Genomic DNA, 13,141 nt, shown 5'->3' on the forward strand with positions numbered 1-13,141 from the left:
CTCCTATAATCCTTTAGCTATTTGTAGTAAGTATTGTCCATAGTTATTCTTTTTTAAAGGTGCAGCTAATTCTTCCAGGTGCTCTGCACCAATATATCCCATTCGATAGGCAATTTCTTCTGGACAGGCTACTTTCAGCCCTTGTCTCTGCTCAATGGTTTGCACAAAATTAGAGGCCTGTAATAGGGAATCATGAGTCCCCGTATCAAGCCAAGCATATCCTCTTCCTAGTTTTTCCACTTTAAGCTGATTCTGCCTTAAATATACTTTATTGACATCCGTAATCTCTAATTCGCCTCGCGCTGACGGCTTCAGCGATGCTGCAATATCTACAACCTGATTGTCATAAAAATAAAGTCCGGTAACAGCATAATTCGATTTAGGCGTCTTGGGCTTTTCCTCCAAACTATAGGCAGCTCCTTCTTCATCAAAAGCGACCACACCATAACTCTCGGGATTTTTCACCCAATACGCAAAAACAGTTGCACCAGCTTCCTGTTGCACTGCATGCTGAACATACTGTGCGAGGCGATTGCCATAAAACACATTATCGCCGAGAATCAGTGAACAGCCGTCATTGCCGATAAAATCCTTGCCAATAATAAAAGCCTGAGCTAAACCGTCTGGACTTGGTTGCACGGCATACTTTATTTGTAAGCCCCATTGGTTCCCATCCTGTAAAAGTTGACTAAAACTTTGACTGTCCTGCGGTGTCGTAATAATTAAAATATCACGAATTCCTGACAGCATTAAGGTACTTAACGGATAGTAAATCATTGGTTTATCGTAAACGGGCATCAGCTGTTTACTGATCACCCTAGTCAAAGGGTGCAGCCTTGTTCCCGAACCGCCTGCTAAAATAATTCCCTTTTTTATCATTTAATACGCTCCTTTTCGTCCAAGTACCACGCCAATCGTTCTAACTAAAAAAACCATGTCAAGCCAGAGCGACCAGTTGCGCACGTACCATGCGTCTAAGCGGACTCTTTGTTCAAAACTAAGCTCATTGCGGCCACTGACCTGCCACAAGCCTGTAATTCCAGGCCGGGCATAATGAATGACTTGACGAAAATCTTTCATCTGATGGCGTTCTCGCGGCAGATAAGGCCGTGGCCCCACTAGACTCATATCGCCAAGAAAGACATTTAAAATCTGCGGTAGTTCATCGAGACTATAGCGACGCAGCCAAGCGCCGGCTCGTGTTACCCGAGGATCATCGCCTTTAATTTTCGCGTAAGTCTCCCATTCTTCTTTTGCTTCAGGATTTTCTTCTAAAAACTCCTGAAAGACCTTCTGATGCTCTTCATACATGGTACGGAATTTATAGCAGCAAAAAACCTTGCTGCCTCGCCCCATACGACTGGCCTTATGCAAAATCGGCCCCGGCGAATCAAAAACAATCCACAGGGAAATACACGCCATAATCGGCAGTAGCAGCGGCAACAAACAAATACTGGCCGCCAAATCAAAAAGTCGTTTTACGAATAAATTATAGCGATTTGATAAATTATTACAAACCTTTAATAAAACCATTTTTTCATGAAAAAGCGTCTCGACTTCCATACCTTGTACAGGTATGCCAAAGAGATCAGGCACAAAAGTTACGTTATCCACAAAAGGCTGCACACGATTAACCAGCGAAATGAGTTCTTCTCGACTCAGCCCTGGCGCCGTAATTAGAGCGTCCTTAGCTTTACAATGCTGCAAGATCGCCTCCGCTTCACAAAAGCCTCCTAATACGGGATATCCCTTATAGCAGGAACCGACAGGTAGACTGTCCTCAATAATACCAACAATACGGTAACCCATATTCTGTTGCTTTTCAAAAGCGGCAAGCATAAGATCTAAAGTTTTTCCGGCACCAAAGACAACAACCGGAGCTTGTAAGAAATTGCACTTAATTAACAAATTCTGCACAATACCGCGGCTGACGCTCAGATATAGAAAGGTAACGAGCCACGATAAAAACATGAACAGCCGAGAAATTTCGGCAATAGAGCCTGTAGCATAGAGTACCACAAGAATTAGCAACATCGAATAGGTGCAGGCGCGAAATAGTTTCTCGGTCTGCTGCCAAAAGGGTAACCACTTTTGATAGAGTTTATCGTAATGTAAAAACAGCAGAAAAGCGAGGGGAATTACAACATACATATACGTTGACGGAATAAAAACAAAGGGCTTCCCGTCTACCCCTACTAAGACCTCCCGCATAAAATAGACACTAAATAAAGCTGCAATAATGGCAATATAATCATTGAACAGCAAGAGCAGCGGAAAAAGCCAAGTGCGGCTCATTCGCTCCACTTGACTGCACGTTAACAAAGCTTGGTCTAGTTTCGGTAAGTTCTTTGTTTTTTCCATAAGTTAAACTCCTGTGCGCAAAATCGAGCGGAATTATACACTCGGCCTATATTTCGCCGTTTTGCCGCAGAAGTCCTCTGTCTTTTACTAGGAAAGTCTACGTTCCACTTTTTTCCGTATCGTTTCCACATCAATTTCTTTCATACATTCATGACCGCCGCAGCTATGCTGACCGCAAGCCAAACAATCACGCGCACTAACAATTACAGCGTCATGCTGGTGATAGGGCGCGTAGCGTACTGGATCGGACGGACCAAAGAGTGCAACGACAGGAACGTCTTGTGATACAGCGATATGCATCGGTCCTGAATCACCGGTGACCAAAACGCGGCACTTTTTAACTAACGCCGCCATTTCAAGGAGTGTCGTTTTTCCCGTAAAAATCGCCAGTCGCTTCGAATCAGCATGCTTCATTAAAGCTAAGACCGCCATTACATCGTCAAAATCCATGGGGCCGCCGAAGAAGGCGATGCCGTGACCCGTTTCAAGCAGCCGATCCGCCAGAGCAGCAAACCCCTCTTTCGTCCAGCGCTTCGTTGGCCAACTGCCGCCTGTATTAAGTCCCACCACGGAAAAACGCGGCAGTTCCTGCGGAAAGACCCTATGCCACATATTTTCCGCTCGTGCTATCGATGCCTCATCAAGCTGCATTTCCAAACCTTCGTTCTCTATGGGAATCCCCACAGCTTGCAGCACTTCTAAATAGGCATCGACTTGGTGAATATCGGTTCTCTCAACGATAACCTGATCAAAGAAAAAGTGAAATCCTGGCTTACTAAAGCCGATAATCTTTTTCCCGCCACTAAAAGCCGCCAATGCAGAAGATCGTTCATTGCGATGAAGATTAATCACTAGGTCGAATTTTCTCTGCCTTAGTTCCTGGATCAGTTCTATAAAGTGTGATAGCTTGGCATGGTAGCCTTTTTTATCAATCTCAATCAACTCTGATATATGAGAGTTATAGCGAACCACTGCGGCATTTTTCTTATCAGCTAAAAGAGTAATATTTGCCTCTGGAAAAGCAGCCCGTAAACTCCGCAACGTAGGCGTCGCGAAAAGCAAATCGCCGATATACATAAGGTTAATGACCAAAATATTTTGCATCACGGCAACATTCCTCTTTCTGTATTATAAAGTCCTACACCAACAATAAACCAAAAGTAACTCATTATACTTAATTGATCAAAGCCATAATCAAGCATAGCTTGGATTAGTAGCGCAATTGTCGCCAAAAAAGCAGCTAAAGCATAAAAGTTGGAATTCGTCCGATAGCGCCTATAAGTAGTTTTTAATATATAAACAAATAAACTTACTAAAGGGATCAAACCGATAATTCCTGTTTCGCATAAAGTTTTTAAAATTAAATTATGAGGATGCCGATGAATCCCGACTTCCTGCGCTAAGGGCGAAATATAATAGCTATGATAATACTCAAAGTAATTATCAACGCCGACTCCCAGTAAAGGATGATCCAAAATCATTGCTAACGCACTTTTCCACATTAAGATTCGTTCCGAATTAGAAACAAAATTAGGATCGAGCAAAGTCAAAAATCGTTGCTGCAGTTGGGAACTCATAAATACAACGAAAACAAAACCAGCAAAACTAAGACCTACTAAAGACAATAAGTAACCCTTTCGGTTACTGTGTATCATAATAAATAGAAGAATACCTGCTAATGCAGCAATCCAGGCCGCCCGAGTTCCATTAAACAACAAGGCCATAGCTGACAAAAAAATAGTAAGGCTGACCATATAACGGTGTATCTTACTCAACTGATGATTAAATAAACAACATAAGGCAAATAAAATATAAAAAACTAAATGATAAGCAAGCATAAAAGGTGCATCCGCACCGATACCATTCGCTCTGCTTAATCCCTCATGCACCCCTTGCCAAATCGCATAGCTTGCCAAAACCCCGGTAGTAACTGTCATCGCTAAAACAATTATTTTTAAAGTACGTTCCTTATAAATATAAGGAATAACCAAAAGAGGGAAAAACTGCGGGATTAGTTGCAACGTTTTATTGATGCTAAAAAGGGGATGAACCGATGCTACAGAACTAACAACAACCCAAGTGATGATCAGTAAAGCAATTTTTTTTAATAAAGGCATCTCAAAATTCGCCCTAATGCGAGAGGTGCAATACTGATAGATGGTAAGCACTAAGCTTAAAGCCACTGCAATTAACATCATATCGCGCGGACCTTTTAGCGAAAAACTCCAAAGCAAAACATAAATCACTACGAAAAATGCAATGGCCACTGCCAAACGAGTCGACCATTTTCCCGTACAACACATAAACCTCTTCTCCTTACCGCTGCTTCCCTGCCTGCTTTATCGGCACTTCCCGGCCTACTTCTTGCTTATTTTTAACTGCCTATTAACTGTTTCTTAGTTGCTGCTTAGTATTTCAGCTGCAGCAACTAAGCAGCAAAGCTTCTATTTCCTCGATTACCATCGCTGGCGTAATGCGGCGCAGACAAAGCTTATCATAGGGACAGTTGCCATCAGGTGTCGCGCAAAAATCCATGCGCGGCAAGCTTTCATCGCGACAGTCCACTGCAGCTCTTACCACGCGGCACTGTTTGTAAGCGGCCCACCGCGTTGGCGAGGTTTTTCCATAAAGCGCCAAAATTGGCGTCTGTGTTGTTGCTGCCAAATGCAGCGCAAAAGTACAGCCGCAAAGCATCAGCCGCGCTCGCGAGATTACATAGGCAGACTGCTGCGGCGATAGCCCGTGTAGATAAAGAGCCCCTGGAAAGTTAGCTGCTTTGGTTGATAGTTCATTACCGCCAATCAGGATCGTTCGATAACCAGCTCTGGCCATAGCCGCAATCACGGCATTATAAGACTCTTCCGGCCAATCTTTATAGTAATCGAGCGAATAAGGCGCCATGGTAATCAACGGTGTTTGTGCCGCTATTCCAGCTTTTGCTAAGGAGGCTTCTACAGCCTTCTGCTCACTACTAGTGCAAGAGCCTAAAAACAGTTCTGTCTTATCAACGCGATTGATTCCCATGAGTCGTGTCAAATCAAAATAACACTCTGACTGATAGCGCTGGCCATCTTCTCGTTTGGGTATATGCTGAGTCAAAAAACGTTTTCGCTTTTCGCCAAACCCCAGTCGTTCTTTCACTTGCGCCAACCACATAAGCTGTCTAGTCCGACTCGTATTGTCAAAGAGAAAGGCGGCGTCAGCGCGCCAGACGCTACGCAGTATAGGCAAAACAGAATCTCCCTTGCGATAGCCGATCACTTGGTCAGCATCAGGATTCCCCTTGAAGAGGAAAGCTGCCGCTGGCGCGACTAAAACGACAGTGCGGCTATTCGGATAAGTTTCCTTGATCGCTCTAAGTACTGGCGTCATAAGCAGCGTGTCGCCCAGACCGCCCAAATAACTGACAACAAACTTGTTCACTGTTTTATCCTTTCTCACTTGCCTGCCACTGTTTCTGACAGGCAGCAAAAACTTCTGCCACAGTAATATTGTTCATGCATTGCTGATACACTGCATGGGAACATTCAAAGCCAATCGCATCACAAGGCGTACAGGCAAGCGGATGCTCTACCAAAATCGTCCGGTTCTTTGGCGCCCAATGTTTGGAGGAGGTGGCGCCATAGAGAGCGACAATGGGCACTTTTGTTGCTGCGGCAATATGAATCGGGCCGCTACAATGGCCGATCAAGAACCGCGAGCGGCGAAAAATCTCCGCCATTTCCGTTAACTTTGTACGACCAAGCCAATTTTCGACGCCCGTTAGGCCTGCCGCCCGCTCGGCATCGCCCTTGGAGCCAAGCAGCAGAATGCGACAGTCATAAGCCGCTTTAAGTCGATCAATCAACTCTTGCAGTTTGACCAAAGGCCAGTTTTTCGCATTAGCGGAACTAAAGGGGACGATGGAAATTACGGGCATCTCTGGCGTAATTTGGCTAGCGGCAAACAATTCGTCTACTTTGGCCAAATCAGCTGGAGTCGCTGGCGAAACATCCAATTCCGTGTAATCCCCTTGCAGCGTTAAGCCGAGACTGCGTTCAATAATTCCGGCATAATTGTAAGGTTCGTACATGTCTTCCTGTTCTATGGCTCTATCTACAGGCCGATTGAGAAAGAGGCCACGCTTATGGCGCAGTCCCGCTCGAACTGGAATCATCGCTAAAAAGGCCATGAGAGCGCTTCGATAGGTAAAATCAATGCAAATAGCCAAGTCATAGCGCCAAATTTGTTTTACAATGCTCCAAGTGCTATCCTGATCTCGTTCATACGTAATAATTTCGTCAATATAGTCAAGACCTGTTAATAGATCATATACATTCGTTCCCACAAGCAGCGCAATATGGCTCTTAGGATAACGCTCTTTCAACGCTTTCAAGATGGGGGTTGATAAAACAACATCGCCGATCCCGGCTCGGTTTGTAACTAGGATTTTTTGCGGTCCAGCCATTGGCATGCTCCTTCGTAGATTTCATCCACGGAAATCCCTGTTAAACAACGTTTTTCATAAAGACAGCCATCTTCCGGCACTTGACAGGGACAGCATGGAACGTCGTTATGGTAAGTTATCACTTGATCCGATAAAGGCTTCCAGCGCGGCGGCGGATAGCAGCCGAACATGACCTGCATCGGCACCGAAGTCGTTGCCGCCACATGAGCGGCGCCAGTATCGACAGTAACAAATAAATCAGACGCATCAAGCAGCGCTGCTAAATCGATTAGACTGGTCTTGCCGCAAAAATTATGAATTGGCACAGCCGAAAGGGCAATGACCGAATCAGCATAGGCTTTGTCACCAGGAGCGCCAATAATATAAAAATTAGCATCATAACGTTCGTTTAATTTTTCTACGAGACGAGCAAAGTATTCTTTCGGCCAATTCTTCAGTTCAAAGGTTCCTTTTACACATAACGCAATCGCATGCTTTTTGGGCGGCAAAGCAGCTAATAGTTCCTTAGCCTTTTGGCGATTTGCTTCGGTAAGAGAAGCCATGACAGGTTTTTCCCAACCTTCCTGACCGGTAAAACCTTTGACAATAGCTTGAAAGGTATAAGCCTGCGGCGTTACAGCCAGATCATGGGTAATGGGAATGGTATGAGTAAAAGTCACAGTAGACCAACTGAATTTATCATCAAAGATCTTTTGACCGCCCACCCGTACCGGAATACCAGCTAGCCAAGTTAACAGACAGGAACGGGTTTTGCCGTCAAAGGCAAAACAAAGATCAAATTTTTTGCTTTTTAATTTTTTTACCTGGTCCCACAAAGATCGCAAGGATCGCTCTTTGGAACGATAGGTATATATATAGACTTCATCAATAAGGGGATTATTTTCCATAATCGGCGCTGATTCAGGCCGTACCATAGCTGTGATCCGCGCCTTGGGATAGGCTTTACGAACTAAGGCAATGGCGCTTGTCGTAAGCAATACATCACCAATATTGACCAAAGAGTAGACGAGAATATTTTGGGGAGTTTTCAATCTGCTTCGCTCCTGTCTTTCAACTTTACTTAAGTATTTCGATTGTCTTCGCCAGTACCATATCCGCCGTAATCTCGCGCATACAAGCTACTGTCGGACACTGCCGAGCCACTGCATCACTGCAGGGAGAACAAGGCATGTTTAGCGTAATGACTGAACAATGATACCGTGGCGCCCAGCGTGACGGCAAATCCTTTGAAAACATTGCAATCAGCGGCGTATGAACAGCACCGGCGATATGCATAGGCCCGCTGTCCGGTCCAATAAACAACGCTGCTCGCCGAATAAGCGCAACCATTTCTAATATAGAAGTTTTACCGACAAGGCTTTTTACATCAAGTCCGGCAGCGACCTGCGCCTTGCCTGGCGGTCCAATCAGTACCACTGGCAGCGAAGCGCCGTAACGGTCTTTTACCTTTTTAATAAAATCGCTCACATGTTCCAGCGGCCAGTTTCGCTCCTCCATCCCGGTGAAAGGGGCTAGGCAAATAAATGGAGTCATAGGCGAAAGTCCTACTTCTACGAGCAGCTTATCCACAGCAGCTTCGTCACGTTCCGTCGGCTGCGATATATCGTAGTGCGTCATATCGCCATCCAGCGTAATATCAAGCGCTTCCGAAAAAATCAGGGCATTCGTAACCGCAGCATAATCAGACGTTCCCAGGACATGGCGGCGAAGCTCCTTAGTAAAATAGCGATTCAAGGAATGGCCTGGCTTAGGAATGCCGATCCGCCGTTTGACGCCGAACAGATAGGAAGCAACAAGTAGTTGCGGCTGCCAATCCGTAAAGATCACATAGTCCTGCTGTAATAGAACAGGTAACAAACGCAAACGGCCAAAAAGCTTTTTGCGCTGAATTGTGACAACCTTATCAATATAAGACAGACCGCTCAGAACGTCTTTATGCGGCTGATTCGTCATAAAGGTAATCTGGCAGCTCGGATACATTTCCTTGATACGGCGCAGAGCTGGCGTAAACATGAGCAGATCGCCCAAACCAGCGCAACTGCTAATTAAGATTTTCTTGCCATTTAACAATCGCTTCGCCTCCTTTCGTCATTTTAGGTCAAAAAGCAGGATTCATCGTGATATATGCCTTCACAAAGTCATAGAGATTGCCGTTATGTTCGGCGGCTTTAAAGAAATATCCCGTAACTCCAGCATTCGCGGCGGCTTCCATATCGCTTTGTTTATCACCAATCATAAAAGAGTTCGCCCTATCTAGCCCCAAATCTGCGGCAGCTTGTAACAGCATACCAGGTTGAGGTTTGCGACAATTACAGTCCTCTCGATAACGAGCTACTTCTCCTTGAACGTGATGGGGGCAATAATAGAAAGCATCAATATGAGCCTTCTGCTTGGCCAGTTCTTCATTCATCCAGATGTGAAGCTTCTTAACGTCTGCTTCTTCATAATAAGCGCGGGCAATACCGCTTTGATTTGTCACAACAATTACGACATAGCCTAGTTCATTACAGCGCCGGATCGTTTCGATCGCGCCAGGCATCCACACAAATTCTTCTTGCTTATAGACATAGCCTTTATCAATATTCAATACGCCGTCGCGGTCAAAAAAAGCGGCCTTTCTTAGCATAATTCGTAGTATCCCTCATTCTGATCAAGTTGCTTCACATAGTCAGCTACAGCCGCTTCCAGTGAAGTAAAATCTTCCGTATAACCAGCAGCTCGCAAATTTGCCAAATCCGCTTGGGTATAACACTGGTATTTTCCTTTTAAGGAATCGGGGAAAGGAATATATTCGATGCGACCACGCTGTTGCGTTGCTATAACAGCTTTAGCCATGTCATTAAAGGAACGGGCGCAGCCCGTACCGCAGTTGTAAATTCCACTCGTTAATTTTTGCTCATAGAACGAAAGATTGACTTTCACAACATCTTTCACATAGACAAAATCGCGGCGCTGCTCACCATTTTCATAACCGCCGTAAGCAGAAAAGAGACGTACTGTGTCACCTTGCTTTAGTTGATTGTAGAAATGGAAAGCCGTCGAGGCCATCTTGCCTTTGTGATTTTCTTGCGGTCCAAAAACATTAAAATATTTTAAGCCAACGATCTGACTCGTCGCTGACGGCATAACCTGACGGACATAGCGATCAAAGAGCAGTTTCGAAAAAGCGTAGGTGTTAAGAGCGCCTTCGCAAACATCGCCTTCCGTAAAGCCTTTCGCACCACTACCATACGTAGAAGCTGACGACGCATAAAAGAAAGGAATATTGCGATGCATCGCATATTGCAACAGCGTCTTACTATACTCGTAATTATTGGCCATCATATAGTTGGCATTATACTCCATAGTATCAGAACAAGCGCCTTGATGAAAAATCGCCTCTACTGGTTCATCACCCCAGCGTCCCTGTTTAATTGATGCCAGAAAATCCTCTTTATGCATATAATCATGGAACCGAATTCCAATTAAATTTTTATATTTTTCACTCTGTCCGAGGTTGTCAACAATAATAATATCGTGGCAGCCTTTTTCATTCAAGCCTTTGACTAAATTGCTGCCGATAAATCCGGCACCGCCTGTTACAATAATCATTTTACTTCCTCCTTTACTTCATCTGCCTGCTGCAATGCTGCAACGAACTCTCGTTGGGAAATCGCATAAGTTCCCACTTTGCCAACAACAACGCCTGCTGCTAGATTGGCTGCATAAGCCGCTTCATAGAGAGGCAAATCGCCTGCCAAAGCAGCGCCAAATACGGCGATTACCGTATCACCTGCCCCGGAAACATCAAAGACTTCTTGCGCTAGTGTAGGAATGTGAAAGACCGTAGCTTCGCCCGCATAGCTTAAACCATGCTCAGAACGTGTCGCAATGACTGCGCCAAGGGAAAACCTTTTGCGCAAAGTCTGCGCGGCTTTCAGCACCTCGCCATCTTCATTGGCCACTTTTTTCTTCAGTGCTTCGCCCACTTCTTTCAAATTCGGCGTAATATAAGACGCCCCTTGATACTTTTGCCACTTGTCGCCTTTTGGGTCAACAATGACGGGTACGTTCCCCTCACTCGCTATGCGTATAACCTGACGGCAGAGCCGCGGCGTACACAAGCCTTTACCATAATCAGAAAGAATGATTACAGCTGCGCCTTGGTCCAGGCTTTGTTGTACTTTTTCCAATATTTTATCTTCCAAGCGCCGAGAGATCGGCGCTGTTTCTTCAAAGTCAATTCGCATCATTTGCTGATGTCCGCCAATCACACGAAGCTTTGTCGTGGTAGGACGGCTGCTTTCGACTAAGCTGTCTGTATGCATCCCGCTGGCCGCCATAAGTTCTGTCAAGGCGCCACGAGCCTCATCGGCCCCAACGAGTCCGACTAGATCGACCTGACAGCCCAAGCGACGTAGATTATGCGCTACATTGCCAGCGCCGCCTAATACGCCAGTCTGTTTTAAAACACGCGTCACTGGCACTGGCGCTTCTGGCGAAATCCTTTTTACTTCGCCAAAGTAATACCGATCCAGCATAATATCGCCGAGAACAAGAATCCGGCTCTTACGAATCGTCTGACCAAAATAGTCTAAAAGCATTTCTTTATGGGCAATCATGACACACCTCATCAATATGCTGGCAAAGAATATGGCCGATTAAAATATGAGCTTCCTGCACGCGTGCTGTTACTGGCGCTGGTACAGCCAGACATAAATCAGCACAGCCAGCCAGCTTGCCGCCACCTTGACCAGTAAGCGCCAGTGTCCGGGCGCCACGCCGCTTTGCTTCTTCCATGGCGTGCACAATACTCGGGCTGTTGCCTGAAGTAGAGATGCCTATTACAAGGTCATTCTTCTGCACAAAAGCCTGTACCTGTCGCAGAAAAATAGCGTCATAGCCGTAGTCATTACCAACGGCTGTTAAGATAGAGGTATCCGTCGTAAAAGCGACGGCAGGCAATGGGTTTCTTTCTACCTGAAATCGGCCGACAAATTCAGCGGCAATATGCTGACTGTCAGCGGCACTACCGCCATTTCCCATTAAATAAATCCGCTGACCGCTCTTAATCGTTTCGCTGCACATCCGAGCAGCTGTCGCAATATCTGACTCTAACGCTTTCAATTTTTCAATCGTCGCCAGATGTTCTTCTATCACTTCACGAATCATGTCTCATACGCTCCTTTGTCGTCTCTGTTAAAATTTGAACTAATCCTTGCACAAAATGATTCGGTGCAAAGTCAACAGCAGCCCGCTCTAATTCCTCAGTATAGGTAGGTTCTTGTTCGTCAAAGGTATTTACAAATTCCGTCAAGGCTTGTTTTAGCGCTGCGGGATCAGTCGCATCAAAGGCTAAACCAATCTCATAGCTATCAAGCACCTCTGGATTAATATCATCCGATAACAACACCGGCTTTTGAAAACCAATCGCCGTAAATAGCATGCCGCCCCAATGATAACGGTAACGCGGCGCAGCATAGGGCATAACAAGAGCGTCAATGGCCAAAATGGCTTCTTGCCACTCACGGCCGAATAAGCCTTTATGAATAAACTGAAATTCTTTATAGCTGCCATATTTAGCAATCAGTCGATCAAAATCGTCTCGGTCCGCCGGATCTACTGTAGCACCTTGAATCACGCACTTGACGGACCTGGTAAAGCGGCAGTCCAAAAAGAGCTGCAAAAAAGCTTCCAGATTCTTCTCGCGACGATACTGGCCAAAAAAGCCCAGAATCAATTCGTCTTGCCCCGTAGCGACTTTCGCCTCTTGCCGCGCCGCTGCTGCCTCAATGGCCAGATCGCGCGGCTTATAAGTCGGCGGCTTAATTGTTTGAATCTGTTTATTAGCAGCCGGAAACAGACGTCCGCCGCAGTGAATCACAGCCACTTGAATCTGGGGCTGCGCCATGAAAGCGCTGAGCGCGGCCTTGACCTTGGGCTTTTCCGTCGGATTGATGCCATGCATGACAAAGAGCACTGGCACAGGCGAATTCTTTAAGGGACTGCGCTTTAATCCTTTGAGATAGCGATATGTCGAGGTAGGAATAATGATCGCATCAAATTTGCCTGCCGCCGCTTCCCGATACAGCTGCGTAAACCACTGATAGCGACGATATTCTCTCACAAGACTGAGCCAATTCTTTTTAAGACCAGTCACACCGGCATAAGAAACGCCGCACCCCTGTAAGTAATGAATCGGAATTGTATAGTCATGCTGAAAGGGGAATTTTTCCGGTACATATAAGATTGGCTCATGACCGCAAGCAACGAGTTCTTCTATTAAAAGACGGTCAAAATCCACTTCGTGGCCGCCTGTCGTAATAATCGATTCAAACACAGCGATTCTCATAA

General features: G+C 45.6%; 13 protein-coding genes. All 13 read right to left on the bottom strand.

All coding sequences use genetic code 11. From position 1 onward, the window contains the following. Positions 1 to 3 precede the first annotated feature (3 nt). Positions 4 to 879 carry a glucose-1-phosphate thymidylyltransferase RfbA gene (rfbA, locus tag AC0NJP_RS04805; protein ID WP_474698987.1) on the bottom strand — a complete coding sequence of 292 codons (876 nt, stop codon included), beginning with the start codon at positions 877 to 879 and terminating at the stop codon, positions 4 to 6. Then, the gene (gene wbaP, locus AC0NJP_RS04810; protein ID WP_474698988.1) at positions 880 to 2,361 is read right to left on the bottom strand and encodes an undecaprenyl-phosphate galactose phosphotransferase WbaP; all 1,482 of its coding nucleotides are present in this window, start codon (positions 2,359 to 2,361) and stop codon (positions 880 to 882) included. It abuts the gene before it with no gap. An 87-nt stretch (positions 2,362 to 2,448) separates the two neighbouring features. Further along, positions 2,449 to 3,465, bottom strand: coding sequence for a glycosyltransferase family 9 protein (locus AC0NJP_RS04815; protein WP_474699128.1), 1,017 nt, complete (start codon positions 3,463 to 3,465; stop codon positions 2,449 to 2,451). Further along, positions 3,465 to 4,664: an O-antigen ligase family protein gene (locus tag AC0NJP_RS04820; RefSeq protein WP_474698989.1), complete on the bottom strand. Its 1,200-nt coding sequence runs from the start codon at positions 4,662 to 4,664 to the stop codon at positions 3,465 to 3,467. Before AC0NJP_RS04820 ends, AC0NJP_RS04815 begins: the two co-directional genes overlap by 1 nt. Before the next feature lie 112 nt (positions 4,665 to 4,776). Beyond that, positions 4,777 to 5,784: a glycosyltransferase family 9 protein gene (locus tag AC0NJP_RS04825; protein ID WP_474698990.1), complete on the bottom strand. Its 1,008-nt coding sequence runs from the start codon at positions 5,782 to 5,784 to the stop codon at positions 4,777 to 4,779. A gap of 4 nt (positions 5,785 to 5,788) precedes the next feature. Then, positions 5,789 to 6,808, bottom strand: a complete 1,020-nt coding sequence (locus AC0NJP_RS04830) for a glycosyltransferase family 9 protein (RefSeq protein WP_474698991.1) — start codon at positions 6,806 to 6,808, stop codon at positions 5,789 to 5,791. After that, a complete protein-coding gene (locus AC0NJP_RS04835; RefSeq protein ID WP_474698992.1) occupies positions 6,784 to 7,839 on the bottom strand; it encodes a glycosyltransferase family 9 protein in 1,056 nt (351 codons plus the stop codon). The genes AC0NJP_RS04830 and AC0NJP_RS04835 overlap by 25 nt, the downstream gene beginning before the upstream one ends. 25 nt (positions 7,840 to 7,864) lie before the next feature. Beyond that, positions 7,865 to 8,878, bottom strand: a complete 1,014-nt coding sequence (locus AC0NJP_RS04840) for a glycosyltransferase family 9 protein (RefSeq protein ID WP_474698993.1) — start codon at positions 8,876 to 8,878, stop codon at positions 7,865 to 7,867. 28 nt (positions 8,879 to 8,906) lie between these two features. Continuing rightward, positions 8,907 to 9,434: a D-glycero-beta-D-manno-heptose 1,7-bisphosphate 7-phosphatase gene (gene gmhB / locus AC0NJP_RS04845; RefSeq protein WP_474698994.1), complete on the bottom strand. Its 528-nt coding sequence runs from the start codon at positions 9,432 to 9,434 to the stop codon at positions 8,907 to 8,909. Then, the gene (gene rfaD, locus AC0NJP_RS04850) at positions 9,428 to 10,399 is read right to left on the bottom strand and encodes an ADP-glyceromanno-heptose 6-epimerase (RefSeq protein ID WP_474698995.1); all 972 of its coding nucleotides are present in this window, start codon (positions 10,397 to 10,399) and stop codon (positions 9,428 to 9,430) included. Before rfaD ends, gmhB begins: the two co-directional genes overlap by 7 nt. Then, positions 10,396 to 11,409: a D-glycero-beta-D-manno-heptose-7-phosphate kinase gene (rfaE1, locus tag AC0NJP_RS04855; protein WP_474698996.1), complete on the bottom strand. Its 1,014-nt coding sequence runs from the start codon at positions 11,407 to 11,409 to the stop codon at positions 10,396 to 10,398. Before rfaE1 ends, rfaD begins: the two co-directional genes overlap by 4 nt. Then, positions 11,396 to 11,959 carry a D-sedoheptulose-7-phosphate isomerase gene (locus tag AC0NJP_RS04860; RefSeq protein WP_474698997.1) on the bottom strand — a complete coding sequence of 188 codons (564 nt, stop codon included), beginning with the start codon at positions 11,957 to 11,959 and terminating at the stop codon, positions 11,396 to 11,398. The genes rfaE1 and AC0NJP_RS04860 overlap by 14 nt, the downstream gene beginning before the upstream one ends. Next, positions 11,949 to 13,139 carry a glycosyltransferase gene (locus AC0NJP_RS04865; RefSeq protein WP_474698998.1) on the bottom strand — a complete coding sequence of 397 codons (1,191 nt, stop codon included), beginning with the start codon at positions 13,137 to 13,139 and terminating at the stop codon, positions 11,949 to 11,951. The genes AC0NJP_RS04860 and AC0NJP_RS04865 overlap by 11 nt, the downstream gene beginning before the upstream one ends. Between the last annotated feature and the right edge of the window lie 2 nt (positions 13,140 to 13,141).

Source organism: Pelorhabdus sp. sgz311002 (assembly GCF_056134285.1).